The sequence below is a fragment of the Propioniciclava sp. MC1595 genome (genome assembly GCF_017569205.1).
GTDB lineage: Bacteria > Actinomycetota > Actinomycetes > Propionibacteriales > Propionibacteriaceae > Propioniciclava.
This window is the reverse complement of sequence record NZ_CP071870.1, coordinates 858,205-883,337: the sequence shown is the minus strand read 5'-3', so window position 1 is coordinate 883,337 and position 25,133 is coordinate 858,205. Positions and strand designations below refer to the sequence as shown.

Annotated in this window: 29 protein-coding genes and 1 pseudogene; 10 read left to right on the top strand and 20 right to left on the bottom strand. The window is 71.0% G+C overall.

Annotated features, from left to right (window positions below):
- The 3 genes from J4N02_RS04135 to J4N02_RS04125 all read right to left on the bottom strand — a co-directional run bounded on the left by J4N02_RS04135 (window position 1) and on the right by J4N02_RS04125 (window position 3,091).
- A complete protein-coding gene (locus J4N02_RS04135; RefSeq protein WP_188334733.1) occupies window positions 1-816 on the bottom strand; it encodes a carbohydrate ABC transporter permease in 816 nt (271 codons plus the stop codon).
- Window positions 816-1,736, bottom strand: coding sequence for a carbohydrate ABC transporter permease (locus J4N02_RS04130; RefSeq protein ID WP_208091124.1), 921 nt, complete (start codon window positions 1,734-1,736; stop codon window positions 816-818). The genes J4N02_RS04135 and J4N02_RS04130 overlap by 1 nt, the downstream gene beginning before the upstream one ends.
- A gap of 62 nt (window positions 1,737-1,798) precedes the next feature.
- Window positions 1,799-3,091 carry an ABC transporter substrate-binding protein gene (locus J4N02_RS04125; protein ID WP_188334732.1) on the bottom strand — a complete coding sequence of 431 codons (1,293 nt, stop codon included), beginning with the start codon at window positions 3,089-3,091 and terminating at the stop codon, window positions 1,799-1,801.
- 150 nt (window positions 3,092-3,241) lie between these two features.
- Here J4N02_RS04125 and J4N02_RS04120 point away from each other — a divergent pair, with 150 nt between their 5' ends.
- Window positions 3,242-3,988, top strand: a complete 747-nt coding sequence (locus J4N02_RS04120) for a FadR/GntR family transcriptional regulator (protein ID WP_188334731.1) — start codon at window positions 3,242-3,244, stop codon at window positions 3,986-3,988.
- A gap of 232 nt (window positions 3,989-4,220) precedes the next feature.
- Here the strand turns inward: J4N02_RS04120 and J4N02_RS04115 are convergent, their stop codons facing one another.
- From J4N02_RS04115 to J4N02_RS04105, 4 genes are read right to left on the bottom strand one after another with little or no spacing between them, the layout of a single operon-like run.
- Window positions 4,221-4,949 (bottom strand): anti-sigma factor, encoded by a 729-nt coding sequence (locus J4N02_RS04115; RefSeq protein ID WP_188334730.1) that lies wholly within the window; start codon window positions 4,947-4,949, stop codon window positions 4,221-4,223.
- Window positions 4,936-5,478, bottom strand: a complete 543-nt coding sequence (locus J4N02_RS04110; protein WP_243760866.1) for an RNA polymerase sigma factor — start codon at window positions 5,476-5,478, stop codon at window positions 4,936-4,938. Before J4N02_RS04110 ends, J4N02_RS04115 begins: the two co-directional genes overlap by 14 nt.
- Window positions 5,479-5,491: 13 nt before the next feature.
- Window positions 5,492-6,196, bottom strand: a complete 705-nt coding sequence (locus J4N02_RS16735; protein WP_223202745.1) for a class F sortase — start codon at window positions 6,194-6,196, stop codon at window positions 5,492-5,494.
- On the bottom strand, window positions 6,193-7,002 hold the full coding sequence (locus J4N02_RS04105) for a DUF4397 domain-containing protein (RefSeq protein WP_188334729.1): 810 nt from the start codon (window positions 7,000-7,002) through the stop codon (window positions 6,193-6,195). Before J4N02_RS04105 ends, J4N02_RS16735 begins: the two co-directional genes overlap by 4 nt.
- A 77-nt stretch (window positions 7,003-7,079) precedes the next feature.
- Here J4N02_RS04105 and J4N02_RS04100 point away from each other — a divergent pair, with 77 nt between their 5' ends.
- Window positions 7,080-8,009, top strand: a complete 930-nt coding sequence (locus J4N02_RS04100) for a C-terminal helicase domain-containing protein (protein WP_223202744.1) — start codon at window positions 7,080-7,082, stop codon at window positions 8,007-8,009.
- A gap of 72 nt (window positions 8,010-8,081) precedes the next feature.
- On the opposite strand, the gene J4N02_RS04095 is transcribed toward J4N02_RS04100, so the two are convergent.
- Entirely contained in the window at window positions 8,082-8,267 is a 186-nt protein-coding gene (locus J4N02_RS04095; protein WP_208091261.1) for a M3 family metallopeptidase, read from the bottom strand.
- Here J4N02_RS04095 and J4N02_RS04090 point away from each other — a divergent pair.
- Window positions 8,260-9,003 carry a dioxygenase gene (locus J4N02_RS04090; protein ID WP_243760865.1) on the top strand — a complete coding sequence of 248 codons (744 nt, stop codon included), beginning with the start codon at window positions 8,260-8,262 and terminating at the stop codon, window positions 9,001-9,003. The two genes, J4N02_RS04095 and J4N02_RS04090, sit on opposite strands and share 8 nt — an antisense overlap.
- Window positions 9,004-9,043: 40 nt before the next feature.
- Here J4N02_RS04090 and J4N02_RS17045 read toward each other — a convergent pair whose 3' ends face one another.
- A complete protein-coding gene (locus J4N02_RS17045) occupies window positions 9,044-9,298 on the bottom strand; it encodes a dicarboxylate/amino acid:cation symporter (protein WP_260519440.1) in 255 nt (84 codons plus the stop codon).
- A complete protein-coding gene (locus J4N02_RS17345; RefSeq protein WP_223202778.1) occupies window positions 9,222-9,518 on the bottom strand; it encodes a PfkB family carbohydrate kinase in 297 nt (98 codons plus the stop codon). Before J4N02_RS17345 ends, J4N02_RS17045 begins: the two co-directional genes overlap by 77 nt.
- Between J4N02_RS17345 and J4N02_RS04075 the strand changes: the two genes are divergently transcribed.
- From J4N02_RS04075 to J4N02_RS04070, 4 genes and pseudogenes are all read left to right on the top strand, one after another.
- Window positions 9,433-9,732 carry a FadR/GntR family transcriptional regulator gene (locus tag J4N02_RS04075; protein WP_188334845.1) on the top strand — a complete coding sequence of 100 codons (300 nt, stop codon included), beginning with the start codon at window positions 9,433-9,435 and terminating at the stop codon, window positions 9,730-9,732. The genes J4N02_RS17345 and J4N02_RS04075 overlap by 86 nt on opposite strands.
- A complete protein-coding gene (locus tag J4N02_RS17040; protein WP_255437294.1) occupies window positions 9,729-9,851 on the top strand; it encodes a hypothetical protein in 123 nt (40 codons plus the stop codon). The genes J4N02_RS04075 and J4N02_RS17040 overlap by 4 nt, the downstream gene beginning before the upstream one ends.
- Window positions 9,852-10,083: 232 nt before the next feature.
- Window positions 10,084-10,494, top strand: a pseudogene (locus tag J4N02_RS17340) (MFS transporter); the annotation flags it as partial.
- Between the two features lie 31 nt (window positions 10,495-10,525).
- Complete coding sequence (locus J4N02_RS04070) at window positions 10,526-11,122, top strand: cation:dicarboxylate symporter family transporter (protein ID WP_208091119.1); 597 nt, start codon at window positions 10,526-10,528, stop codon at window positions 11,120-11,122.
- Between the two features lie 40 nt (window positions 11,123-11,162).
- Here J4N02_RS04070 and J4N02_RS04065 read toward each other — a convergent pair whose 3' ends face one another.
- The 5 genes from J4N02_RS04065 to J4N02_RS04045 all read right to left on the bottom strand — a co-directional run bounded on the left by J4N02_RS04065 (window position 11,163) and on the right by J4N02_RS04045 (window position 15,696).
- The gene (locus tag J4N02_RS04065) at window positions 11,163-11,939 is read right to left on the bottom strand and encodes a dioxygenase (protein WP_208091118.1); all 777 of its coding nucleotides are present in this window, start codon (window positions 11,937-11,939) and stop codon (window positions 11,163-11,165) included.
- A 55-nt stretch (window positions 11,940-11,994) separates the two neighbouring features.
- A complete protein-coding gene (locus J4N02_RS04060; protein WP_188334490.1) occupies window positions 11,995-12,360 on the bottom strand; it encodes an MGMT family protein in 366 nt (121 codons plus the stop codon).
- Window positions 12,353-13,561, bottom strand: coding sequence for an MFS transporter (locus tag J4N02_RS04055; RefSeq protein WP_208091117.1), 1,209 nt, complete (start codon window positions 13,559-13,561; stop codon window positions 12,353-12,355). The genes J4N02_RS04060 and J4N02_RS04055 overlap by 8 nt, the downstream gene beginning before the upstream one ends.
- 10 nt (window positions 13,562-13,571) lie before the next feature.
- A complete protein-coding gene (locus J4N02_RS04050; RefSeq protein WP_188334488.1) occupies window positions 13,572-14,150 on the bottom strand; it encodes a hypothetical protein in 579 nt (192 codons plus the stop codon).
- 94 nt (window positions 14,151-14,244) lie between these two features.
- Window positions 14,245-15,696: a tryptophanase gene (locus J4N02_RS04045; protein ID WP_188334487.1), complete on the bottom strand. Its 1,452-nt coding sequence runs from the start codon at window positions 15,694-15,696 to the stop codon at window positions 14,245-14,247.
- A gap of 110 nt (window positions 15,697-15,806) precedes the next feature.
- Between J4N02_RS04045 and J4N02_RS04040 the strand changes: the two genes are divergently transcribed.
- From J4N02_RS04040 to J4N02_RS04030, 3 genes are read left to right on the top strand one after another with little or no spacing between them, the layout of a single operon-like run.
- Complete coding sequence (locus tag J4N02_RS04040) at window positions 15,807-16,400, top strand: GNAT family N-acetyltransferase (RefSeq protein WP_188334486.1); 594 nt, start codon at window positions 15,807-15,809, stop codon at window positions 16,398-16,400.
- Window positions 16,401-16,447: 47 nt separating this feature from the next.
- The gene (locus tag J4N02_RS04035) at window positions 16,448-18,307 is read left to right on the top strand and encodes an ABC transporter ATP-binding protein (protein ID WP_188334485.1); all 1,860 of its coding nucleotides are present in this window, start codon (window positions 16,448-16,450) and stop codon (window positions 18,305-18,307) included.
- Window positions 18,308-18,344: 37 nt separating this feature from the next.
- Window positions 18,345-20,264 (top strand): M3 family metallopeptidase, encoded by a 1,920-nt coding sequence (locus J4N02_RS04030; RefSeq protein WP_208091116.1) that lies wholly within the window; start codon window positions 18,345-18,347, stop codon window positions 20,262-20,264.
- Window positions 20,265-20,348: 84 nt separating this feature from the next.
- On the opposite strand, the gene J4N02_RS04025 is transcribed toward J4N02_RS04030, so the two are convergent.
- The 5 genes from J4N02_RS04025 to J4N02_RS04005 form a co-directional block, all read right to left on the bottom strand.
- The gene (locus tag J4N02_RS04025; RefSeq protein WP_188334484.1) at window positions 20,349-21,836 is read right to left on the bottom strand and encodes a DEAD/DEAH box helicase; all 1,488 of its coding nucleotides are present in this window, start codon (window positions 21,834-21,836) and stop codon (window positions 20,349-20,351) included.
- A gap of 179 nt (window positions 21,837-22,015) precedes the next feature.
- The gene (locus J4N02_RS04020; RefSeq protein ID WP_188334483.1) at window positions 22,016-22,324 is read right to left on the bottom strand and encodes an AzlD domain-containing protein; all 309 of its coding nucleotides are present in this window, start codon (window positions 22,322-22,324) and stop codon (window positions 22,016-22,018) included.
- A complete protein-coding gene (locus J4N02_RS04015) occupies window positions 22,321-23,025 on the bottom strand; it encodes an AzlC family ABC transporter permease (protein ID WP_188334482.1) in 705 nt (234 codons plus the stop codon). The genes J4N02_RS04020 and J4N02_RS04015 overlap by 4 nt, the downstream gene beginning before the upstream one ends.
- A 9-nt stretch (window positions 23,026-23,034) precedes the next feature.
- The gene (locus J4N02_RS04010) at window positions 23,035-24,009 is read right to left on the bottom strand and encodes an alpha/beta hydrolase (protein ID WP_188334481.1); all 975 of its coding nucleotides are present in this window, start codon (window positions 24,007-24,009) and stop codon (window positions 23,035-23,037) included.
- 78 nt (window positions 24,010-24,087) lie between these two features.
- The gene (locus J4N02_RS04005; protein ID WP_182814330.1) at window positions 24,088-24,999 is read right to left on the bottom strand and encodes a hypothetical protein; all 912 of its coding nucleotides are present in this window, start codon (window positions 24,997-24,999) and stop codon (window positions 24,088-24,090) included.
- Window positions 25,000-25,133: the final 134 nt, after the last annotated feature.

Below are 25,133 nucleotides of genomic sequence, written 5' to 3'. Positions count from 1 at the left end.
TCACCCCTTGGTCGCGCCGGCGGTGAGCCCGGACACGATGTACTTCTGCGTGAACAGCGCGATGACCATGATCGGCACGGTCACCACCGTGGAGGCTGCCATCAGGGCGCCCCAATCGATGGCCGCGTAGCCGATGAAGTCGTAGATCGCCACCGGGAGGGTCTTCGTGCTCGCGCTCGACAGTACGAGGGCGAACATGAAGTTGTTCCAGCTGAAGATGAACGACAGGATCCCGGCCGTCGCCATGCCAGGCGTCGACAGCGGCAGCATGAGGTGCCAGAACGACCCGATGGGAGTCAGGCCGTCGACCTCGCCGGACTCCTCCAGTTCGACGGGGAGCCCGTCGAAGAAGCCCATCATGATGTAGACGATCAGCGGCAGCGACACGAACATGTGCGACAGGATCAGCACCCAGTAGCTGCCGACCAGCCGCATCTGGCTGAACAGGTAGTACCAGGGGACCAGCAGCGAGACGCCGGGGATGACGCGGGCCATCAGCACCACGAGCGCCGACTTGTTCATCACGAACCGCGACATCGCGAACGCCGCCGGGACGCCGAGCACCAGCGACAGCCCGGTGGCGGCAATGGCGATGACGCCGGAGTTGATGATGTACTGCCCGAAGTTGCCCTGGGCGAACACCTTGTCGAAGTTCTCGAACGTCGGTGTGAAGATGAGCGTCTTGCTGGCGTCGTAGATGTCGACGTTGGTCTTGAGGGCGGCCAGCACCATCCAGACGATGGGGAGCACGAGCACGAGCACGATGAGCGTCAGTGCCGCAAATCGGAAGACCTTGTAGCCGGGGCTGGTGATCATCATTGCGCAGCCTCCTCACGCTTGCGGGTGAGCACGAAGATGCTTCCCACGATGATGGCGAAGAACAGGATGAGCACGGTCGAGCTGGCCCCGTACTCGTTGTAGTCGAAGCTCAGGCCGTAGCCGTAGAGATTCAGCGTCTCGACCTCGTTGAACGAACCGCCGCCCTTGCCCTTGGCTGCGAGCAGGATGTCGAAGGTCTTCAGCGCGTCGATGCCGCGCAGCATCAGCGCGACGATGATCGTCGTGCGGAGCATCGGCGCGGTGATGTAGCGGAAAGTCTGCCAGGCACTGGCCCCGTCGACACGGGCGGCCTCGAACGGTTCGTCCGACAGCGAGGTCAGTCCGGCCAGCAGGATCAGGGCGACCATGGGCGTCCACTGCCAGATGTCCATAAACATGGTGGTCGGCAAGGCGGTCGCCTCGCCGGCCAACCAGGGCTGGGGCGGGATGCCGAACACGCCGATGATCTTGTTGATCGGCCCGATGTTGGGGTCGAAGATCAGCCGCCACATCATGCCGACGGCAACGGGGGTGGCGACCAGCGGGAGCAGGATCGCGACGCGGACCCACTTCTCACCCTTGAACGGACGCCACAACAGCAGGGCGATGCACAGCCCGAACAGCATCTCGAAGAACAGGACCACGCCGGTGAACAGGGCGGTGCGGCCGACGGCGGGCCAGAAGCGCTGTGTGTCGGTGAGCACCTTGGCGTAGTTCTCCAAGCCAATGAAGGACGCCTCGGCCCGAACTGAGCCCGAGGCGTCGGTCAGGCTGAGCCAGGCCGTCCAGATGATGGGGAAGATGATCAGGGCGGCGATGAACAGCATCGCCGGGCCGGCGAACAGCCAGCGGCGGTGGCGGTTGGCCCAGCGCGAGAACGCCGACTGCGGTCGCGGGCCTGTGGTCGTGGCGGGCACGGGAGTCCTCCTCACGGCAGGTCCGGGGCGGAGGGGCCGGGGCCCCTCCGCCCGGTCGAGCACTACTTCTTCTCGGCGTCGAGGACGCTCTGGAACGCGGTCTGCGCCTTCTCGACGGAGGCCGCGACGTCGCCGCCCGTGATCGAGTCGACGATCGGCTGGCCGACGGCCTCGCGGGCCTTGACGACCTGGGCGACGACCGGACGGTCGTGGTCGACGCCGACCTTGGCCGAATCGGTGATGGCCTTGGCGAGGTCGTCGGGGTAGCTGCCGGTACCGTCAGCGCTCTCCCACACCGACGTGCGGGCGCCCGGGATGCCGGACTTCTGCTGCGCGAGAACCTGCTCCTTGCCGGTGGCCCACTCGACGAACTTCCAGGCGTTCTCCTGGTTGGTCGACGCTTCGTTCACGCCCAGCGCCCACGAGGGGATGTTGTAGGGCTTGGAGCCGGCCGGACCGGCCGGGAATTGCGCGAAGCCGACCGTGTCGGAAACCTTGGACTTCGCCGGGTCGGTCGCGTTCTTGTACAGGGAGTCGGCCTCGGTGTAGAAGGCCGCCTGGCCCTGCGTGAACACGGCCATGGCCTCGGGCCAGCTCATGTCGGTGGAAACGTTGGCTGGCCCGTATTCCCGGATGAGGCGTCCGTAGAGCTCGTAGGCCGACTTTGCCTCGGCGGAGTTGACGGCTGCCTTGCCCGCCGCGTCGACGAAGTCGCCGCCCATCGAGAACAGGAAGGACGAGAACTGGGTGACGGCCGCGGTCTTGCCGGTGCGGGCCACGAAGCCTGCGATGCCCTCGGACTCCTTGATCTTCTTGGCTGCAGCCTCGAGCTCTTCCAAGGTCTTGGGCACCTCGATACCGAGCTTGGTAAGGAGGTCCTTGCGGTAGTAGAGGACCTCGCGCTCGGTGATGATCGGGATGCCGACGATCTTGTCCTGGTAGGTCGTCGCCGACATCGGGCTGGCCTGGAAGTCGGCCAGCGCCCAATCTGCGGCACCCTTGGCCCTGGCGCTGAGATCGGCCAGGTACTTGTTCTGCGCGAACAGGCGACCCTCCTGCAGCGGGCGGTACATCATGACGTCGATCTCGGACGTACCCGCGTTCAGCTTCACGTTGTACTGGTCGGACAGCTGGTCCTCGGCCAGCTGGGTGAGTTCGACCTTGAGGCCTGTCGCCTTCTCGAACTCGGGGATCGCCTTCTTCACGTTCTCGGTCCAGACGTGGTTGGCGAGCGTGACGCGCAGGGTCGTCGACGGCGCCTGCGCGGCCGGACCCCCTCCGCTGCACCCGGTCGCGGCGACGAGCGCGATCGCACCCGTCCCCATCAACAGGGATCGACGGCTCAGCATGGACATGGACACCCTCCCTTGCGTGCCGACCGTGCCCGTCGCACGGTCCAGACGAACGTCGCTCGTCGGCCTTCTCCCAAATCGTAAGCACACAAGTCTGACTTGAGTGTCTTGTTCGGCGAACTTCTCCAAGCTGTGACCAGTAGAGTGCCCACCATGCGGACCGAGGGGGGCCAGTCGATCCGGCCGACGGCCGGCCGCCACGGCGCCCTCCTCGACGACCTGGGCAGGTCGATCTGCTCGCTAAAGATCCCCGAGGGGACCGTCCTGTCGATCGACGACCTCTCCGACGTGCACGGGGTGTCCCGCTCGGTGGTGCGCGAAGCGATACGCGTGCTGGCGTCGATGGGACTGGTTGCCTCCAAGCGTGGTGTCGGCACGACCACCCAGCCCCTGGCGTCCTGGAACCTGTTCGACCCCCAAGTCATCCAGTGGCGGCTCAGCTCCCCCGACCGGCTCCAGCAACTGCGCGAGCTGGCCGAACTCCGCATCGGTTTCGAGCCCGAGGCGGCCGCGCTGGCCGCCCTTCACGTGGACCAGGACGCCATCGGACGCCTCATGGGCCTCGGTGCCCAGTTGTGGTCGGCCGCCCACAGCGGCGACACCGAGGAGTTCCTCCGCCGGGACATTGCCTTCCACTCCACGATCCTGGAGGCGACTGGCAACCCGATGTACCGGCAGTACGCCCCCGTCGTGCGCGCCCTACTGCTCGGGCGCGCCGAGCACGGCCTGGCCGCCATCCAGCCCACCGACTTGGCGGTGGACCGGCACATGACGCTGCTGCGCGCCATCCAGACCGGCGACCCCGACAGGGCGCGCAAGGAGTCGCGCACCCTGATCGTGGACTCGCTCCAGGAGTCGCGGGAAATGTGGCAGGGCACCGGCGAGGCGACCCACACCTGATCCGCGCGGCACCCGGCGTGGCACAGGTCGGCAACCTGTGGCGCTCTTCGTGGTGAGTTTCGCGGTGTCCATGGGGCATTCTCCTGTGTGGGTCGGCCGGGCGGGGCGCGTCCGGAGCAAGTTGAGTGCACCTGACTCAACTATGCCACCCTGCTGCGTATTCCGGCGGAGCGCGGTCGCGACCATCGCCCCCCTACCCCGGCTCCACCCGTGGCCCCGCGGTCGCCTGCGATCAGAGGCGCAATGCCCCACGCGCCACGCTGTCGCCGGAGTGTTGCGGCCGGTCGTCGAAGGCCTCCCGGGAGATGTCGACGACGACGTACCCCTCGTCGAGGAGGCGCTGGGCAATGGGAAAGGCGAACTCGGCCCCGCCGGAGGGCACCACGCCGACCGACACCATGCGGTTCAGGTCGCGGTTGATCAGCCACACCTCGAGGTAGCCCTCCCCCGCGTCCAACGGCTGCGTTCGCAGCGACAGGGTGACGCCTGCGGCGTCCGAACGCACGTCGGCCTCGCCCAGCACCTCGCCTGTGTCCAGAGTGGTCAGATCGACTCTGGCCAGGGGGGACACGACGGGTGCAGGGCCGGGCCGGGTGGCGATCCAGGTGGCACCGGCGCCCACGATCATGCCGGACACCGCCGCGGCCGCCAACCAGCCCACCACGGGGCGCAGCGGGGTGCGGGGTGCCACGGGGGTGCGGTCGGGCACGGCGCGCAGCGGGGCACCCGATTGCGGGAATCCGCCGCCCTCGGTGCTGCCGAGTTCGGCGCGGATGGCGTCCCAGACCCGCGCGGCCGGGGTGAAGAGGGGTGCGTCGGCCCGGACGGCGTCCGCCACGCTCGCCAGTTCGGCGACCTCGAGGCGGCAGTCGGCGCAGGAATCGAGGTGCGCCTGCAGGTCGGCGCCCGCTTCCTCCCCGAGCGCGACCCCGGCGAGGACGTCGACGTCAGGATGCGACATCAGTCACCTCTCTCAGTTGGTGGCGCAGCGCCAGCAGTCCGCGCCTGGCGTGGCTCTTGACCGTGCCGAGCGGCAGGTCGAGCCGTCGGCTGATCTCGTCGTGGGTGCGTCCCTCCATGACGGCCAGTCGGATGAGGGTGCCCCGCGGCTCACCCAGGCCGCGCATGGCGTCCGCGAGGACGACCTGGTCGACGACGGACGCCTCGTGCGCCGCCGCGTGCTCCTGCGGCAGGGCGGCGACCATGTCGGCGCGGCGCCGCTGGGACGCTCGACGCTCATGGGCGTCCGCGATGCGGTGCCGGGCGATCCCCACCAGCCAGCCCGTCACCGACCCGGCCTCGGGGCGCAAGGTGTGCCTCCCCTGCCATGCCGAGACGAACACCTGCTGGGTGACGTCCTCAGCCTCGTGGCGGTCCCCGAGTGACCGGGCGGCCAACGAGTGGACGAGGGTGCCCCAGCGCTGGTAGGCCTCGGCCAGCGCGTCCGGATCGCCGTCGCGCAGGCGTCGGGCGACATCGTCCTCTTCCACGCCCCTGATCCTGTCAGGCGACCGGGCGTGCGACAACCACGACGTTGTCCTCGTACGCGTTCGTCGAACGGTCGTAGCGCCCCCCGCACGTGACGAGGTGCAGCCGGTGTCCACCGGCCCGGTCGAAGAGGCTGGCGGTGTCGAGGGACAGCTTCGCCACCTGCTCGACGGAGACCACCTCGTAGGTGACGGCGCCCTGGTCGGTGAAGAGGTCCACGCGAGCGCCGGGCTGCAAAGCCACCAGGCGGGAGAAGGGCCCCCGCCCATCGGCACGGGAGGAGACGTGCGCTGCCACGACGGCCGCACCCTCCGAAGCGCCGGCCCCGGGACCGAACCGGTACCACGCGGCCGTGAACGAACCCGCCGGAACCGCCATGGCGCCCGCCTCGTCGACCCCGGCCGGGACGACAGGAAGGTCGACCTCGCCGCCGGCCACGACGACCCGCGTCGGGACCAACCCGTTGTCCACGCTGGGCAGCGCGGCCAAGTCGGCGCTGCGGACACCGACCCGTGGCACCGGGCCGGGGCTCGGCCCCGCCTCCACCGTGACAGCAACGGGGGTCGGACTGGCCGAGGGCATGTCGCTCACGGCGAAGGTGCCGGTGCGGGGCGCCGTGAGGGCGGCCCCGAGGTCGGGCAGGTACCAGGCGAGGGCCCCGGCCGAGAGGGCGGCCGCCGAAGCGGCGGCCACCCTCACCGGGAGTGGGCGCTGGCTCACAGCCGCGCAGCCTCCCTACGGCGCGTCGCCCCGAACATCACCCAGGCGACGACGGCCCCCAGGGAGGTGGCTGCGAGGATCCGGACCGTCGCGTCCTCAAGGGGTGCCGTACCGGTGGGGACGGCGGACGGTGCGGAGTGCAGGCCGTCGAGCGACTGGACCGCGAAGGCCAGGTTGCCGTCGGCGGCCGATCCCCAGGCGTACACGATGGTGTTCTTGCCCTCGGCGACGGGGACGTCGGCCGGGCCGATGGCGACGGTGTCCGTGCCCGCGAGGACAACGTCGGCCGACAGAGTCCCGGCGGGCAGGTCGGCCTTCGCCTCGTTGGGGTTGGTGACGTTGGGGAAAGCGACCTCACCGTTCGCACGGACGTCGACGGCGGGGGCGGCTGCGGTGTGCCGGACCGTCAGGCGGCCCTGGCCGGCGGCGGTGTCGCTGACGTCGTTGACGAACGGGGTCAGCGTGGGGGCGCCGGACGCGTTGAGGTGAGCCACGACGGTCACGTTGGCGCCCGCGGGGACCGCAACGTCGCTGGCCTCGACGATCGCCGCACCGTCGGCCCCCGCCCCGGGGGCCGTGACCTTGAGGTCGTACTCGCCGGCCGGAAGGCTCAGGGCGTCGGTGAGAGTGCCCGGGGTGAAGTTGGTGAGGGCCGCGTCCCCGTTGACGTACACGTCGACGGTCGCGCCCGGGACGCCGTGCAGGACGTACACGGTGGCGTTGTCGTCGGCGAGGGCCATCGGGGAGAGGGTCACGGCGGAAGCAGCTGCCACGGCGGCGGCCAGGGGGAGGATTCGAGCGCGCATGGTGTTTCCTTTCGACTGACGTGTCCGGCGACCGGTGGGCGCCTTCATGGGGGATTCCGGAGAAGGGGCGCGCTTGGATGCACTCTTGTCGAAAGTTTGTCCAAGCTTTTTCGGGAGTGGGTGCGGCGCCTGACCCAGAGACGACAGAACCCGTGCCAGGGGGACCTGACACGGGTTCTGTTCGGGCGGCCCCTCGAGGACGCCGTGCGCGGGGACGGGAACGGTGTGCCGTCAGCGCGTGCGGCGGCGTCCGCCGGAACGGCTCGCGGAGGCCGAGAACGCGGCAGCACCCCGCGTCGAGCCCGCCGAGCGCTCGGACGTCATCGCCGATCTCGCCGCCGCCCCGGGTCGGACGATCCTTCACGCGCACCAAGCACGGTGCCAAGAAGCTGGCAAAGCAGCTCAACGGCCGCGGCATCCCCGCCGTCGACCTGCACGGCAACCTCTCCCAGAATGCCCGCGTGCGGAACCTGGAGGCCTTCGACTCCGGCCGCGTCGAGACGCTGGTCGCCACCGACATCGCCGCCCGCGGCATCCACGTGGACGATGTGGCGCTGGTCGTCCACGCCGACCCGCCCACTGAGTACAAGGCCTACCTGCACCGTTCGGGCCGCACGGCACGCGCCGGCTCGTCCGGCACCGTGATCACGATCGCCACGCCCGACCAGCGCGGTGACGTGCAGGGGCTTATGCGCGCGGCGAAGATCAGCCCGACCGTGACCCCCGCCTCGGCGGACGTGCTGCGCGATCTCGCCCCGGGCGAGCGACGCGTGCTGTCGGCGGCCGAGGTCGCCGAGCGGACGCCGTCGGCCCCGGTCCAGCAGCAGCCCACCCGGGCGCGGCGTCCCCGGGCGGCGCAGGCGCCGAAGGCGTCCCTGCCGCAGGGCTCGCGGGGGCAGCGAGCCGGGCGCGCGGCGTCCGGGGCGGCCCCGACGGGAAGCACCCGCGGCGCGGCTGCATTCTCGGCCTCGGCCGGCCGCGCGACCGGACGCCGTCGCTCGCGCTGAACGCGCCCTCCGAACAGTCCAGTGGCCCCCCTTCCACGGGGGGCCACTGGCGTCTACGGAGGGCTTATGGGGTTACTGGGCCAGCCAGGCCGCGTAGGCGTCGAAGTTGTACGGGCGTTCGAGGAAGTCGGCGACGAGGTCGGCGGCGTCCTTGGTGCCACCGGCCGCGAGCACGCGGTCGCGGTAGCGGGTGGCCACCTCGGGGGCGAACAGGTCGGCGCGGTCGAAGGCCGAGAACATGTCCTTGGCGATGACCAAGGTCCGCAAGAAGCGGCGCGAGCGCGAGGAGGAGAAGGCGCGCGAGGCCGCCGAGAGGGCGCGCAAGAAGAGCCGCAAGCTCGCCGACAAGGTGGCCAAGGCAGCCGACAAGCAGCGCAAGGCAGCCGAGCGGGTGGCGCGCGAGGAGGAGCGCATGGCGGCCAAGCTCGCCAAGAAGTACTACGACGTGATCTATGACGCCCCGGTCGCGCCCGAGCTCGCCTCACGTGTCGCCGGGCTGGTCGACGGGCCCGTCTACCAGGACCCCGAGCGCGGCCTCGACCACGGCGCCTACGTGCCGATGGTGGAACTCTTCCCCGAGGCCGACTTGCCCGTCGTGCAGATGTCGCTGCCCACGCTCGACCCGTCGGGCCTCTACGAGCTCGGCCGCCGCCTCGCGCCCCTGCGCGACGAGGGCACCTTGATCATCGGGTCGGGGTTCACCACCCACAACCTGCGCTGGATCAACCCGCGGGCCGGGGCGGACGCGCCCGCGCCCACGGCGTCCGTCGAGTTCGACCAGTGGGCCGTCGAGACCCTGGAGCGCCGCGACATCGACGCGATCCTGGACTTCGAGGAGGTCGCACCCGCGGCGTCCGAGGCCCACCCGCGGACCGAGCACTGGGCGCCGCTCTACGTGGCGCTCGGCGCGGCCGAGGCGTCGGGCCACGCCAACGAGGTCGCCGTGGACGGTTTCTGGTTCGGCCTGTCGAAGAGGTCCTGGCAGTTCAACTGATGTGTGGGTGGGCCTGGGCGAGCGGGTGGCGGCCGGCCACTCAGCCGGGGATCCCGTCCAGGGCCGCGGTCGGCCGCTCGGCGATCTTGCCGGCGCTGAGCTTGTCGACGACCATCGCGATGGCCGCGTCGCCGGTGACGTTGGTCGCCGTCCCGAAGCTGTCGATCGCGATGTAGGTGGCGATCATCAAGCCGACCATCGGGTCGGTGAAGCCCAGCCTACGGACGATCAGGCCGTCCGGGCAGTCCCTCCCAGTCCCCCGCAGAGGCGACGCAGGCGGAGGCCACGTCGACACCCCGCCGGAGTGATTCGGCGACGCCCAAGCCGTCCAGCCGTCCGGACAAGTAGCCCGCGCACAGCGCGTCGCCGGCACCGATCACGTCGACCACCTCCACCGGGCGCGCGGGCACGTGCACGGCTCCAGAGGCCGTGGCCGAGCTGCGAATCGGGTTCGAACCCGAGGCCGCAGCACTCGCCGCCCAACACGTCAACGAGGACGCCGTGGGCCGACTCATGGGCCTGGGTGCCCGCCTGTGGTCGGCTGCCCGGTGCGGCGACGCGGAGGAGTTCCTCCGCCTCGACATCGACTTCCACGCCACCGTGCTCGAGGCGTCCGGAAACCCCATGTACCGCCAGTACGCCCCCGTCGTGCGCACCCTGCTGCTGGGGCGGTCCGAGCACGGCCTCGCCGCCCCCACCCGACCGACATCGCGCTGGAACGGCACATGACGATCATGCGGGCGATCCAGACCGGCGACCCCGACCGCGCACGCAGCGAGTCGCGGGCCCTGATCCTGGAGTCCCTGGAGGAGTCCCGCAACCTCTGGGCGGCCACCGCGAGGCGCTGAGCCACGCAGCCCCTCCACTCCGGCGCGGAGGTGGCGATGGCCAGGTCGGTGCACCGCGCGTGGTGGGTGGCGTTCGTGACGCTGCTCGCGCTGGTCAGCGCGGCCGCGTTCCGGTCCAGCACCGGGGTGTTGTTCATCCCCATCGAGCAGGAGTTCGGCTGGTCGCGCACCACCACCTCGGGCGCCGTCTCGCTCAACCTCGTCCTCTACGGCCTGACCGCCCCGTTCGCGGCTGCGATCATGGAGCGCTGGGGAGTCCGACGCACCGTGGCCGCCGCGCTCCCCGCCCGACCTCGCCCCGCACCCGACCCCCGACCAGCCCGCGCCCGCGGCGTCCGGACCGATGGTGCTCGCGCTCACCACGCTGCGGGACGCGAGCGGCCGCTGGCCGTTCTGGCCCTTGGTGCTGAGCTTCTTCGTCTGTGGGTGGAGCACGAACGGGCTGATGCAGACCCACTTCATCCCGGCCGCGGACGACTTCGGCATGGCCCCCACCGTCGCCGCGACCCTGCTCGCGATGATCGGGGCGTTCGACATCATCGGCACGGTGGCGTCGGGGTGGTTGACCGACCGCGTCGACTCGCGCGTGCTGCTCGCCGTCTACTACGCGGGGCGCGGCATCGCCCTGTTCGCTCTGCCCGTCGTCATGGACGCCAGCATCGCCGTCGGCCTGCGTGATCCTGCTCGTCTTCGCCCTGACCGTGGTCGTGATCCTGGTGCAGTACCTGCTCGCCGGCGCGATCTCGGGTCGCAACCCGTTCAAGGCGCTCGCCACGATGATGCCCGCCTACGCGACCGCGCTGGGCACCTCGTCGTCCGCGGCGACGATCCCGGTCACGCTGCGCCAGGCCATCCTCGCAGGGGTCACGCCGGCCGTCGCCTCGTCCGTGATCCCCCTGTGCGCGACGATCCACCTCGCCGGCTCGACGGTCAAGATCACCGCCTTCTCGCTGGCGATCATGGTGCTGTCCGGCATGCCCGTCGACGTGCCCTTGATGGTCGGCTTCGTGTTCATGCTGGGCGTCACGATGGTCGCCGCCCCGGGGGTGCCCGGCGGCGCCATCATGACCGCGGCCGGCCTGCTGTCCTCGATGCTGGGCTTCACCGACCCGATGGTCGGCTTGATGATCGCCACCTACATCGCGATCGACAGCTTCGGGACGGCGACCAACGTCACCGGCGACGCGGCCATCGCGATGGTCGTCGACAAGCTCAGCGCCGGCAAGATCGCCGAGCGGCCGACCGCGGCCCTGGACGGGATCCCCGGCTGAGTGGCCGGCCGCCACCCGCTCGCCCAGGCCCACCCACACATCAGTTGAACTGCCAGGACCTCTTCGACAGGCCGAACCAGAAACCGTCCACGGCGACCTCGTTGGCGTGGCCCGACGCCTCGGCCGCGCCGAGCGCCACGTAGAGCGGCGCCCAGTGCTCGGTCCGCGGGTGGGCCTCGGACGCCGCGGGTGCGACCTCCTCGAAGTCCAGGATCGCGTCGATGTCGCGGCGCTCCAGGGTCTCGACGGCCCACTGGTCGAACTCGACGGACGCCGTGGGCGCGGGCGCGTCCGCCCCGGCCCGCGGGTTGAACCAGCGCAGGTTGTGGGTGGTGAACCCCGACCCGATGATCAAGGTGCCCTCGTCGCGCAGGGGCGCGAGGCGGCGGCCGAGCTCGTAGAGGCCCGACGGGTCGAGCGTGGGCAGCGACATCTGCACGACGGGCAAGTCGGCCTCGGGGAAGAGTTCCACCATCGGCACGTAGGCGCCGTGGTCGAGGCCGCGCTCGGGGTCCTGGTAGACGGGCCCGTCGACCAGCCCGGCGACACGTGAGGCGAGCTCGGGCGCGACCGGGGCGTCATAGATCACGTCGTAGTACTTCTGCGGGAACCCCCAGAAGTCGTAGACGAGCGGCGTCCCGGGCCGAGTGGACGACACCGTGACCGGCTGGTTCTCCCAGTGGGCCGACACCATGAGGACGTTCTTGGGCTTGGCGACCCGCGCCGACCAGTCATGCAACTGCGCAGTCCAGGTCGCGTCGTCGGCGAGCGGGGGCGCGCCGTGGCTCAGGAAGAATACGGGCTGTCGCTCTCCCATGGATGACTCCTCTAAGTAGTTGATGATTCAAGTTTGTGTCAGGAGGCGCAGAAGATCAATCGGTTGCCACGTTCCAGCCTCGCTCGACCGCGGCGAAGCGGTACTCGGCGGCCAGGTCGGCGAGGTCGGCCCGGTGGGTGCGCATCCGGCACCCCCGGCCGTCGGGGCGCACCACGATGCCCTCGTCGGCCCAGTGCTCCAACGCGTGGGCGACCGGCGCGAGCGTCCCGTCGTGCGACACGATCCGCCACCAGGGCCACCCCTCGGACGCGTCGCGCATGATCGCGCCGACCTGCCGCGGCCCCACCCCGGTCAGGGCACCGATGTCGCCGTAGGACGCCACCCGCCCCCGGGGCACGAGGGACACGGCCAGCCGCACCCGCTCGACCGGGCCGGGGACGGCGTCCGGTTGTTCAGGCACGGGCGGTCAACTCGTCGTCGACGTAGCCGGGGCCGGCGGCGACCACGCCGGCGGCCACGAACACCGCAGCGGAGCCGAGGAGGAACCACAGGGGCACGTCCCAGCCGCCGGTGACCTCGACCAGGACGCCGACCAGCAGCGGCCCCATGCCCGAGAACAGGTAGCCGACCGACTGGGTGAAGCCCGACAGCTGCGTGGTGGTGTGGGAGTCGCGCGCACGAGCGGTGATCAGGGCCATCGCCATTGGGAACGCGAAGCCCGACAGGCCGAGCAGCGCCGCCCACAGCCACGGCGTGGTGGTGGGCGCCAGCCAGACACCCAGGTAACCGCCGACGAGCAAGGCACCCAGCAGCACGACCACCCAGCGCGGGTCGCGCAGGCGGGCGACCACCACGGGCATGACGAAGCCGGCCGGGATCCCGAACGCGGCCAGCAGGGACGCCATCGCCCCGGCCTGCGTCGCCGAGAGCCCCCCGTCGCGGTACATCTGGGCGATCCAGCCGAACTGGACGTAGGCCTGCATCGACTGCATGCCGAAGAACACGGCCAACGCCACGGCCTTGCGCGACCCCATCACGGCGAACACCGACCCGGAGACCCGGTGGGTGTCGACCTCTTCGGCCAGCCGGCGTCGCCGTTCGGACGCCGCGAGCACCGCCCACGGCACCGCGGCGGCCAGCGCGGCCAGCCCCCAGACGCCGAGGGAGGCGCGCCAGCCTCCGGGCGCGACGTCCGACAGCGGGGCCGATACCAGCGACGCGCTCGTCGCGCCGATGGCGAGCGAGACCGTGTAGACCGACATGATCGAGGCGAGCCGGTTGGGGTAGTGAGCCTTGATGTACGCCGGGACGAGCACGTTGCCGATCGCCATGCCGGCGAAGGCCAGCGCCGTGAGCACGAAGAACAGCGGCACCGCGTGGACGAAGCTCCGGCCGAGCAGGCCGAGTGCGGTGCCCATCGCGGCCACGAACAGGCCGCCGGCCAAGCCGAGCCGCAGGCCGATGACCACGGCGAACGCGCCGAACACGGCGAAGGCGAAGCCGGGCGCCGACGTGAGCAGGCCGGCCAGCGAGCCCCCCATGCCCAGGTCGGCCTGGACCTCGGCGAGCACGGGCCCGAGCGACGTCGCGCCCGGGCGCAGGTTGATCGCCAGGGCGACGATCGCGAGCACGCCCCACCAGAGCCTCGCCTTGGAGCGCATCATCGCCGCCTCACGCCTTCTTCGCCGCCTTCTTGGCGAGCTTGGCCGCCATGCGCTCCCCCTCGCGCGCCACCCGCTCGGCTGCCTTGCGCTGCTTGTCGGCGGCCTTGGCCACCTTGTCGGCGAGCTTGCGGCTCTTCTTGCGCGCCTTCTCGGCGGCCTCACGGGCCTTCTGTTCCTCGAGCTCGCGGCGCTTCTTGCTGACCTTCTTGGCCTTCTCGGCCGGGGAGGGCTTGCGCGGGGCCGCGTCCTTCGCGGGGGCGGGCTCGCCGGCCTCGGGCGCGTCCTCTACCTCGACCACCCCGGACGCCCAGGGCTCGGGCCACACGACGCTGCCGCCGCCGTCGACTATGTCGGCCTCGGGCTCGTCGAACCAGTGGTCGCCCTCGCCGAGGTAGCGGAACACGGCGATGTAGTCGTCCGGCAGTTCCACGGACGCCCGCGCCACGTCACCGTCGGCCGACAGCGTGAGCCGCCCCGGCGTCCAGTCGTTGAAGTTGCCGACGACGCTGGCACGGCCCGCCCACTCGAGGGGCAGGGTGAACGTCAGCGTGCGCAGCCCGGCGCGCGCGGGAGAACGGTGGAGCATGGGGTTCCTTCCTGTGAACGGCCCATTCTCCCACCGCTGCCCGGGTTCGGCCGACCCGGTTGCCCACCCAGCGGGCAACCGGCCGGCCGCCCGCTCAGAGGCTGTCGCCGAAGTCGGCGCGGAACTGCTCGACGAGCCTGGTCGTCCAGTCGCCGATGGGCTCGAGGCGGCCGTAGAAGAAGCGCAGGATCTCGGGCTCCTCGACCCAGCGCATGCCGCCGACGAGGTGGCGGTTCTGGTACAGCCAGTCGATGCGGTCGATGGCGTAGTTGACCTGCGACAGGGTGAACACGCGGCGCGGCAGGGCCAGGCGGACGAGTTCCATGTGGGCCAGCGGCTCGACGCCGGTGTTGATGTCGCGCGCCTCCGACATGGTGCCGCGCTCCATGCCGCGCACGCCCGAGGCCAGGAACACCGCGGACGCCAGCGCCGCGGCCGGGTACTGCCGCTGGTCGACGTGGTCGAGGAAGCGCATCGCGTCGACGTGCGCGCCCAGTCCGCCGGGCGGGGTGATGACCGGGACGCCGCGGCGGTCGAGCTCGTTGACCATGTAGGCGATGAACTGCGGGCCCTGGTTGATCATGTCGAAGTCGAGGGTCTCGTCGAGGCCGACGGTGATCGCCTCCATCTCACGCACGGACATGCCGCCGTAGGTGAGGAAGCCCTCGAACATGGGCACGAAGCCGCGCATGCGCTTGTACATGGCCTCGTCGCGGATGCAGATGCCGCCGCCGCGGCCGAAGCCGAGCTTGCGGGCGGAGAAGTAGATGATGTCGCACAGGTCGGCCATCGCCTTGACGATGGCCGGGATCTCCAGGTCGACGCACCGCGGGTCGCGGATCTTCATGAAGTAGAGGTTGTCGGCCAGCAGCGACGCGTCGAGCACGAGCGGGATGTCGTGCTCGTGGCAGATCTGCGACACCTCGGTGAGGTTATCGAGGCTGAACGGCTGCCCGCCGATGAGGTTGGTGCCGGCCTCCATGCGCACGAAGCTGAGGCCCTCGGCGCCGCGCTCGGCGATGACCGCGCGCAGGGCGTCGGTGTCCATGTTGCCCTTGAACGGGTGGTCGGAGGTCACCTTGAGCCCGTCGGGGTGGATCAGCTCGAGCACCTCGGCGCCATGCACGACGACGTGCTGCTTGGAGGTGGTGAAGTGGTAGTTCATCGCCACCGCGGTGTCCGGGCGCACGAGCACCTGGCCGAGGATGTTCTCGGCGGCACGGCCCTGGTGGGCGGGCAGGAAGTACTCCATGCCGAACACCTCGACGAGCTTGTCGTAGAGGCGGGTGTAGGTCGCTGAGCCGGCGTAGGCGTCGTCGGCGCGGAACATGGCGGCCTGCTGCTCCTGGCTCATCGCGTTGACGCCCGAGTCGGTCAGCATGTCGAGGAACACGTCGGCGTTCTGCAGCAGGAACGTGTTGTGACCCGCGGCCCGGATCGCCTCCAGCCGCTGCTCGACCGGCAGCAGGGTGAGCTTCTGGATGATGCGCACCTTGTGCATCTCCAGCGGGAGCTGCTGGCCTCGGAAGAACGTCACCTTCGACATGGGGAGTGCCTTTCACGCAGGGATCGCGACTGTGAAGTGAATGCTGCCACTACGCGGCGTCGTAGCCGCGCGGGGGTCGCAGGGTGGGCGGGCGCGTAGGCTCACCGGTCGTGGCCTTCCTCGGCCCAGTCACCCTCACGGGATCCCTCGTCCAACTCGAGCCCCTCGCCCGCTCCCACGCGGACGCCCTCCGCGCGGCCACGCTCGACGGCCGGGTGTGGGAGCTGTGGTACACCTCCGCGCCGGCGCCCGACGACGTGGAGGCGGACATCGTCGCCAAGCGGAAGGCCGCGGCGTCCGGCCAGGGCCTGCCCTTCGCGCTGCGCCGCGTGCTCGACGGCACCGTGGTGGGCGTCACGACGTTCCTGCACCCGGTGCCGGCCGTGCCTGCGGTCGAGATCGGGTCGACCTGGTACGCCGCTTCCGCGCGACGCACGGGGCTGAACACGGAGGCGAAGCTGCTCATGCTGCGCCACGCCTTCACGGCTTGGGGGTGCCGGCGGGTGGCCTTCCGGGCGACCTGGTTCAATCACCCCTCGCGGGAGGCGATCGAACGGCTCGGCGCCGTGCTCGAGGGCCGCATCCGCAACGACCGCGTGCTGCGCGACGGCACGGTCACCGACACCGCCCAGTACTCCCTGACCGGCGAGCAGTGGCCGGCCGTGGAGCGCCACCTCACCCACCTCCTGGCCCACCGCGCCTGATACCCCTGGGGGTAAGCTGGCCCCGACTTCACCCGAAAGGACGCCCCGTGCGGACCCTGTTGCGCGTGCTCTTCACCTCACGCGAGCTCTGGCCCTGGTACGCCGGGATCATCGTCACCTCGGTGCTGGTCGCGGTCACCGCGCTGGCCACCCCGTTCATCATCGCCCGGGCCACCGACGAGGTCGTGGCGCAGGCGTCCGGTGGCGGGGGCGGCCTGATGGTACTCGTCGCGCTGGCCGGCGCCCTGCTCGTGGCCGAGCTGCTCAACACGGTCCTGACCAACGTGGGCGGCTTCCTGGGCGACACCATGACGATGCGGCTCCGCGCCCTGCTGAGCTCGCGCTACTACGCCAAGCTGCTGAGCCTGCCGCAGCGCTACTTCGACAACCAGCTCACAGGCACGGTGATCAACAAGCTGAACCGGTCGATCACCGAGGTCACGCAGTTCCTGCAGATGTTCAGCAACAACTTCTTCCCCACGCTGATCACCGTCGTGGCGGTGCTGGTCATCTCGCTGTTCTACTCGTGGCCCCTCGCCCTGCTGCTGCTGATCATCTACCCGCTGTTCACGTGGCTGACCGCGCTCACCTCGAAGCGCTGGCAGAAGCTCGAGGGCGAGAAGAACGTCGAGCTGGACGCCGCGGGCGGCCGCTTCGCCGAGGTCATCGGGCAGATCAAGGTGGTGAAGAGCTTCGTCCGGGAACGCACCGAGCTGGAGGCCTTCGACGGCCACTACGGGAAGGCCGTGTCCACCACCCACACGCAGTCATCGTGGTGGCACCGCATGGACGTCGCCCGCCGCGGCTCCCTCAACGTGATCTTCTTCGGGATCTACCTGATCATCTTCGCCCAGACCGCCGCCGGCATCTTCACCCTGGGCGACATGGTGCTCCTCATCCAGCTCGTGGCGATGGCCCGCACGCCGGTCATGATGATGAGCTTCCTCGTCGACTCCTCCCAGCACGCGATCGCGGGCTCGAAGAGCTACTTCGAGGTCATGGACGAGACCCCCGAACCCCTCGCCGCGCTCACGCCGACGGCCCGCGTTCCGTCCGCCGCGACGCAATGGGAGCGCAGCGACCCCAGCCTGCCGTCCGGGCCCGGGTCCGGCGCATGGCCGGTCGTCCCGGACGCCCCGACGATCGAGTTCGCCGGGGTCAGCTTCGGGTACGACGCGGACGCCGAGGTGCTGCACGACATCTCGTTCGCGGTCGCCCGCGGGGAGCGGATCGCGCTGGTGAGCGAGTCCGGCGGCGGCAAGACCACGCTGGTGAACCTGTTGCTCGGGCTCTACCGCCCCGACGCCGGCGCGATCAGCATCGCCGGCACCGACACCGCCGGCCAGCCGCCCTCGACGGTGCGCGCCCAGATCGGGGTGGTGTTCCAGGACGCCTCGCTGTTCTCGGGCACGGTGCGCGAGAACCTGGCCTACGGGCGTCCGAATGCGACCGACGCCGAGCTCGAGCAGGCCGCCCGCCGGGCCAACGCGCACGAGTTCATCACCAAGCTCAGCGACGGCTACGACACGCTGATCGGCGAGCGCGGCGTCCGGCTGTCGGGCGGGCAGAAGCAGCGCATCGCGGTCGCCCGGGCCATGCTCAAGGACGCCCCCCTGCTCGTGCTGGACGAGGCCACCTCGGCGCTCGACTCGCGCTCGGAGCGCCTCGTCCAGGCCGGCCTGGAGGAGCTGATGACCGACCGGACGAGCATCATCATCGCCCACCGCCTCTCGACCATCAGCACCGTCGACCGCATCATCACCCTGCGCGACGGGCGCATCGACGAGGTCGGCTCCCCCGCCGAACTCGCCGCGACCGACGGCATCTACGCCGAGTTGCTGGCGCTGCAGGAGTCGGGCACCAAGCGCGACAAGCGCCGGATGGCCGCCTTCGACATCACCGGCTGACCCTGCGCGGGCGGCGGCGCTGGCTAGGCTGGCGCCCGTGACTGAACTCGCACCGCTGACCCTGCCCGCCGCCGACGACTACCTCGACTGGGTGTCGTCGACGTCCGAGGCCTCGCTCGAGCGCGCGCGCACGCTGGTGGCCGACCTGAAGGCCGACCCGCCCGCCTCGGCCCTGGCCACGCTCCAGCGCTGGAACGAGGTCGTGCTCGCGATCGGCAACGCCTCCGCGCGCGGGGAGCTGTTCAGCGAGGTCCACCCCGACTCCGGCGTCCGGGACGCCGCAGAGAAGGCCGCACTGGCCGCCCAGCAGCTGGCCACCGAGCTCGGCCTCGACACCGAGCTGTACGCGATCTTCGCGGCCGTCGACCCCGCCGGGCTCGACCCCGAGGCGTCCCGTCTGTTGGAGAAGACGCTGCGCGACTTCCGCCGCTCCGGCGTGGCCGCCGACGAGCCCACCCGCGCCCGCGTCAAGGAGATCCGTGACCGGCTGACGGTGCTCGGGCAGACGTTCGCGCGCACGATCCGCGAGGGGACGAGGTCCATCAAGGTCCGCCCCGACCAGCTCGAGGGCCTGCCCGCGGACTGGGTCGAGGCCCACCCGCCCGGCGAGGACGGCCTCGTGACCGTCACCACCGACTACCCCGACGCGATCCCCTTCCGCACCTTCGCGCACGACGCCGACGCCCGCCGCGAGCTCGTCGTGGCCCAGTTGACGATCGGCTACCCCGACAACGTCGAGGTGCTGCGTGAGATCTTCGGCCTGCGCGCCGAGCTGGCCACGCTGCTCGGGTACGACACCTGGCCCGACTTCGACGCCGAGGTCAAGATGATCGGCACGGGGGACGCGATCGGTGAGTTCATCGACAAGATCGCCGACCTGGCGCTCGAGCCGGCCCGGCGCGACGTCGACATCCTGCTGGCCCGCCTGCGCCAGGACCGCCCCGACGCACCCCACGTCGAGTCGTCCGACTCCGGCTACTACGCCGAGGTCCACCGTCGCGAGGAACTCGACGTCGACGCCCAGCAGGTGCGCACCTACTTCGACTTCGGCAAGGTCCGCGCCGGCCTGCTCGACGTGACCGGACGCCTGTTCGGGCTCACCTACTCCCCCGTCGACGTGCCGGTGTGGCACGAGGCGGTGCGCGCCTACGACGTCAGCCGCACCGTCGACGGCGCCCCGCTGGGCCGCATCTACCTCGACCTGCACCCGCGCGAGGGCAAGTTCAAGCACGCCGCCCAGTTCACGCTGACCAACGGCGTGGCCGGCCGCCAGGTGCCCGAGGGCGTCCTGGTCTGCAACTTTCCCACCGGCCTGATGGAGCACGCCGACGTCGTGACCCTGTTCCACGAGTTCGGCCACCTGGTGCACCACCTCGTCGGCGGCCAGCAGGCGTGGGCCGAGTTCTCGGGCGTGGCCACCGAGTGGGACTTCGTCGAGGCCCCCAGCCAGATGCTCGAGGAGTGGGCCTGGGACCCGTCCGTGCTGGGCTCGTTCGCGACCAACGCCGCGGGCGAGCCGATCCCGGCCGACCTCGTGGAGCGCATGCGCGCGGCCGACGACTTCGGCAAGGGCTACTTCGCACGCACGCAGATGTTCTACGCGGCTCTGTCGTACCGCCTGCACCTGGAGAACCCCGACGACCTCGTCGCCCGCACCCGCGAGTTGCAGGAGCAGTACTCGCTGTTCCCGTACATGGACGGCACCTGCATGCCCACGTCGTTCGGGCACCTCGACGGCTACGGCTCGGGCTACTACACCTACATGTGGAGCCTCGTCATCGCCAAGGACATGTTCTCGGCCTTCGACCGCGCCGACCTGTTCGCCCCCGAGGTGGCCACCCGCTACCGCGACCGCGTGCTCGCGGCCGGTGGCACCAAGGACGCCGCCGACCTCGTCGCCGACTTCCTCGAACGCCCGTACAACTTCGACGCCTACGCGGCCTGGCTGGCCCAGTGACCCCCTGACCGGTCACGAAATGTGCTCCTTGCACCTGAGGCACGTGGCGCCAGGTTCACGGAGCACATTTCGGGGACGGTGGGGTCAGCGGGTGCGGCGGCGCACCGAACGCCCGGCCGAGGCCGAGAACGCGGCCGCGCCGCGGGTCGAGCCGGCCGGGGCGACACCCGAGGGCACGCGGCCCGAGCCGTTGCCGGACGCCTTGAGCCCGGCCCGCTGCCCGCGCGGGGCCTGCGGCTGGGACGCCGTGGGCGCCTGGCCGGAACGGCCGGAACCGGCAGCACGCCCCGAGCCGGATCCGCGACCCGAGCCGCCACCGCGACCCGACCGGCGCGGACGCGAGGAGGGCTGCTCGGGGGCGGACGGCGTCCGGTCGGCGACCTCGTCGGCGGAGAACACGCGGCGCTCGCCGGGGGCCAGCTCACGCAGGACGTTCGCCGAGGCCGGGGTCACGGTCGGCTTGATCTTGGCCGCACGCATGAGGCCCTGGACGTCGCCGCGCTGATCGGGCGTCGCGATGGTGACCACCGTGCCGGCCGAGCCCGCGCGGGCGGTGCGACCCGAGCGGTGCAGGTAGGCCTTGTGCTCGGTGGGCGGGTCGGCGTGCACGACCAGCGCCACGTTGTCGACGTGGATGCCGCGGGCAGCGATGTCGGTGGCGACGAGGGTCTCGACGCGGCCGGAGTCGAACGCGGCGAGGTTCCGCACGCGGGCGTTCTGGGACAAGTTGCCGTGCAGGTCGACCGCGGGGATGCCGCGTCCGTTGAGCTGCTTGGCCAGCTTCTTCGCGCCGTGCTTGGTGCGCGTGAACAGGATCGTGCGGCCCGGCGCGGCGGCCAAGTCGGCGATCACGTCGGAGCGCTCGGCCGCCGACACGGTGAGCACGTGGTGTTCCATGCGCGCGACCGGGGAGACGGCCGAGTCGGCCTCGTGCACGACCGGGTCGTGCAGGAACTGGCGGACCAGGACGTCCACGGCGTTGTCGAGCGTGGCCGAGAACAGCAGCCGCTGCGAGGCGCGCGGGGTCGCCGCGAGGATCTTCTTCACCCCGGGCAGGAAGCCCATGTCGCTCATGTGGTCGGCCTCGTCGATGACGGTGACCTCGACCGCCTCCAGCGACAGGTGGCCCTGGTCGCGGAGGTCGAGCAGGCGTCCGGGCGTGGCGACGAGGATGTCGACGCCGGCCTTGAGAGTGCGCACCTGCGGGTTCTGGTTGACGCCGCCGAAGATGGTCAGCGTCGAGAGCCGCGACGCGTCGGCAAGGGGCTTGACCGACTCGGCGATCTGGGCGGCCAGTTCACGCGTCGGGGCGAGCAGGAGGGCACGCGGGCGGCCCGGGGCGGGACGCCGGCGCGCGGTCGGGTTGGCGGTGTCGGCCAGGCGCGCCACGACGGGCAGCGCGAAGGCGAAGGTCTTGCCCGATCCGGTGCGCCCGCGGCCGAGGACGTCGCGTCCGGCCAGCGAGTCGGGCAGCGTGGCCGCCTGGATGGGGGTGGGGGTCTGGATGCCGCGCTCGGCCAGGACGGCGACGAGCGACGTGGGCACGCCGAGGCGTGCGAACTGAGAAGTCATGGATTCTTTCGTGGGCGTCTCGCCCTGGGCGCGCTCGTGCTGGATCCGATCCGAGTGACCGGTGCGGCGCGGCCAGCAGCACCGTGTGCCGCATCACCTGCGACCCGAGGCAAGACTGGTGCGGGTCGCAGACCCATATTAGTGCACGTGAGCACAATCCCCCGCATCGGTCGCGTGAGCTAACCCAGACCGAGCGCCAGTTCGACCACCAGCACGGCCACGGACCCGCCCAGCGCGACGGTGATCAGCGAGCGTCCGCAAAGGGCGAGCACGACCGCGACGACAAGGGCTGCGATGCCGGACGCCGGCGTCCGGGTCGCCAGCAGGATGGCCGGCACGGTCATGGCGGTCAGCACCGCGTAGGGCACGTAGTACAGGAACGACCGCACCCACGGCGAGCGCACCTCCTCGCGGAACGCCACCAGCGGCACCGCGCGCAGCAGGTACGTGACGACGGCCATGACCGCCACCCAGGCCCAAAGGGTCACGCCGCCTCCCGGGGGAACGCGAACGCGCCGCCGGCCGTGGCCAGCAGGGTGACGATGATGATCCGCCAGCCGACGTCGATGCCGGCAGTCCACGGCAGCCAGGCCAGCAGGCAGCTCAGCACGACGGCCGCGACGACGACCCCCAGCACGGCTCGGTCGGCGCGCGCGACCGGCACGACGATCGCGACGAACATGCCGAACAGCAGCACGCCGAACGCCGACACCAGCAGCGGCGGCAGCACCGACCCCAGCAACGCCCCGGCCAGCGTGCCGAGCGTCCAGCCCGCGATCGGCAGCAGCATCGAGCCCGCGTAGGCGGCGAAGGTGACCCGCGGCGTCCGCATCGCAAGCGCGTAGATCTCGTCGGTGATGCCGAACGCCATCACCAGCCGCTGCCACGTCGGCGTGCCGGGCGCGAGCCGCTGGCCGAGCGAGACCGCCATCAGCACGTAGCGCAGGTTGACCAGCGCGACGGCCAGGGCCAGCTCGAGCAGGGTTCCGCCCGCGGCCCACACCGTCGCCCCGGCGAACTGCCCGGAACTCGACAGATTCGTCAGCGACACGACCGTCGCGGCCAGCGTCGGGATGCCCGCCTGCGCACAGAACAGGCCGAAGGCCAGCGCGACGGTCAGGTAGCCGACCGCGATCGGCACCGAGTCCCGCAGGCCGGCCCGCAGGTCACTCGATGCCGCCGCGTCCACGGCCTCAGGCTAGCCAGCCGCGACGGCCCGCTTCACGGCGTCCAGCCGGTTGGCCATGATCCGCTTCGACAGGGACGCCTCGGGCGCGAGCACCTCGGAGGCGTGGAACGCGCCCTGGTAGAGGTGGAACTCGACCGGGTTGCCCTGGCGCACGAGCTCGCCGACGAGCGTGATGTCCTCGTCGCGGAACATGTCCTCGGTGCCGACGTCGATGAAGATCGGCGCGAGCCCCGACCAGTCGGTCTCGAGCAAAGGCGAGGCGTACTTGTCGGGCTCCCCGCCGCCCAGGAACCACTCCCAGGCCTCGATGTTGCCCGCGCGGTCCGAGACGCCGACCTCGGTGATGGCCTGGCTCGCCGGCGTGGTGTTGGACGGGTCGAGCATCGGGTAGGCCGCCAGGATCAGCGCGAAGGCGGGGCCGCCCTCGTCGCGGGCGCGCAGCGCGGTGGCCAGCGCCAGGTTGCCGCCGGCCGAGCCGCCCACGATGACGAGGCGCTCGGGGTCGTAGCCGAGCTCCTCGGCGTTCGCGGCCATCCACTGCAGGCCTGCCCAGCAGTCGCGCGACTGCGCCGGGTGCGGGTCCTCGGGGGCCTTGCGGTAGCCGGTCGAGACGACCACGGCCCCGACCTCGCGCGCGTAGGCGGTGGCCATGCCGTCCTCGCCCTCGACGCTGCCCATGATCATGCCGCCGCCGTGGATGAAGAAGATGCCGGGCAGCTTCGCGTCGGCGGGGGCGTCCACGGGGCGGTAGACGCGGACGGGCACCTCGGGGTCGCCGTCCAGGCCGGGCACCGTGCGGTCGTCGCGGGTGACGGACGGGTCGGGCCCGCCGGCCGCCTCCACGCCGGCGGCGTTGAGGGCGGCGGACGCCTCACGGCGCGCGACGATGTCGGGGATGCCGTTGAAGCCGCCGGGCAGCGCGCCGAGGAACACTTCAAGGGCGCTGCGTGATTCGGGGTCGAGTCGGTCGTGCTGGGTGCTCATCGAGGTCTCTCTCTGTGGACGCCAAGGGTGCGGCACCCTCTGCACCCGGCCAGCCCGGAAAGGGAATACCTCAATTCATCATTCGGACTGTTCCCAGGTGTGCGGGACGATCGCGTCGACGCTGACGCCGGAGACCAGGCAGCGGTCCTTGCGGTTGCGCGTGAGTGCCTGGGTCCAGGTGACGAACCCGCCGTCGCCGACCTCGTGGGGCTCGTCGCCGTCCCCGTCCACCACGAACCGGAACGCCGCCGTCGTGTACGGGTTGCGCCACGGACGCCGCTCGTCGCTGGTGCCCTCGACGACGATCACGCCGTCGCGGGTGCCCCGGGCCTCGATGAGGCCGGCCAGGGTGGAGTCCCAGACGGTGAGCTCGATGCGGCCGCGCGGGACGACCGTCCCCATGATCTCGCGCCAGTAGTCGAGGTGGAGGTCGAGCAGGTCGGCCTCGGTGCTCAGCCCGCCGCCATCGGGGGCGGACGAGACCAGCGCGAACCGCAGCTCGTGCGAGGACTCCTCGCTGTGGTCCCAGGCGTGCGTGCACCGGGCGTGCGTGGCGAGGTGCACCCGCGAGTGCCCGTTGCGCCGACGCCGGGACGCCTCGAGCGCCAGGCCGTGCTTGGGGTCGGCCAGCACCTCGGTGCCGCGCATCGTCGTGACGACGCGGTTCTGCCCCAGCCCGCCGAGGTGGATGCCGGAGCCGAGGGACGTCAGCTGGCTGAGGGTGACGCCCACGAACTCCGGCGGCACGACCTCCCACAGCTTCGCGGTGATCGGAAGCGCCTCACGCGGGTCGAGCATGCTCGGCGCGAGCAGCTTGTCCTCGCGCCACCGCTTGATCAGGTCGGCGGGGGTCTGGTCACTGGCCCGGGACCGGGCCACGTCGGCCAGGATCGTGCGCAGTTCGATGGGGTTCAGGGTTCGCAACAAGGCCTCGCGTGCATGGACGCCGATACGTCGCCACACCTTTGTGGACGCCGCGGTTCCACTCATGGACCAACCTCTCCTTGACTGCGTGTCATACGTGGGGGATGTTGACCCGCCGATTGAACCACATCAAGGGCCATAGATCCGACCACCGGTCTGTCCGTGGGAGCAAATCCAGCTGCGCGCCCCGGGAGTGTCTG

Bases quoted from the DNA above. Each gene is read 5' to 3' on its own strand.
- J4N02_RS04135 (WP_188334733.1), bottom strand. From the start codon at position 816: ATGATCACCAGCCCCGGCTACAAGGTCTTCCGATTTGCGGCACTGACG.
- J4N02_RS04125 (WP_188334732.1), bottom strand. From the start codon at position 3,091: ATGTCCATGCTGAGCCGTCGATCCCTGTTGATGGGGACGGGTGCGATC.
- J4N02_RS04120 (WP_188334731.1), top strand. From the start codon at position 3,242: ATGCGGACCGAGGGGGGCCAGTCGATCCGGCCGACGGCCGGCCGCCAC.
- J4N02_RS04115 (WP_188334730.1), bottom strand. From the start codon at position 4,949: ATGTCGCATCCTGACGTCGACGTCCTCGCCGGGGTCGCGCTCGGGGAG.
- J4N02_RS04105 (WP_188334729.1), bottom strand. From the start codon at position 7,002: ATGCGCGCTCGAATCCTCCCCCTGGCCGCCGCCGTGGCAGCTGCTTCC.
- J4N02_RS04100 (WP_223202744.1), top strand. From the start codon at position 7,080: ATGCACTCTTGTCGAAAGTTTGTCCAAGCTTTTTCGGGAGTGGGTGCG.
- J4N02_RS04090 (WP_243760865.1), top strand. From the start codon at position 8,260: ATGACCAAGGTCCGCAAGAAGCGGCGCGAGCGCGAGGAGGAGAAGGCG.
- J4N02_RS17345 (WP_223202778.1), bottom strand. From the start codon at position 9,518: ATGAGTCGGCCCACGGCGTCCTCGTTGACGTGTTGGGCGGCGAGTGCT.
- J4N02_RS17040 (WP_255437294.1), top strand. From the start codon at position 9,729: ATGACGATCATGCGGGCGATCCAGACCGGCGACCCCGACCGCGCACGC.
- J4N02_RS04065 (WP_208091118.1), bottom strand. From the start codon at position 11,939: ATGGGAGAGCGACAGCCCGTATTCTTCCTGAGCCACGGCGCGCCCCCG.
- J4N02_RS04055 (WP_208091117.1), bottom strand. From the start codon at position 13,561: ATGCGCTCCAAGGCGAGGCTCTGGTGGGGCGTGCTCGCGATCGTCGCC.
- J4N02_RS04050 (WP_188334488.1), bottom strand. From the start codon at position 14,150: ATGCTCCACCGTTCTCCCGCGCGCGCCGGGCTGCGCACGCTGACGTTC.
- J4N02_RS04045 (WP_188334487.1), bottom strand. From the start codon at position 15,696: ATGTCGAAGGTGACGTTCTTCCGAGGCCAGCAGCTCCCGCTGGAGATG.
- J4N02_RS04025 (WP_188334484.1), bottom strand. From the start codon at position 21,836: ATGACTTCTCAGTTCGCACGCCTCGGCGTGCCCACGTCGCTCGTCGCC.
- J4N02_RS04010 (WP_188334481.1), bottom strand. From the start codon at position 24,009: ATGAGCACCCAGCACGACCGACTCGACCCCGAATCACGCAGCGCCCTT.
- J4N02_RS04005 (WP_182814330.1), bottom strand. From the start codon at position 24,999: ATGAGTGGAACCGCGGCGTCCACAAAGGTGTGGCGACGTATCGGCGTC.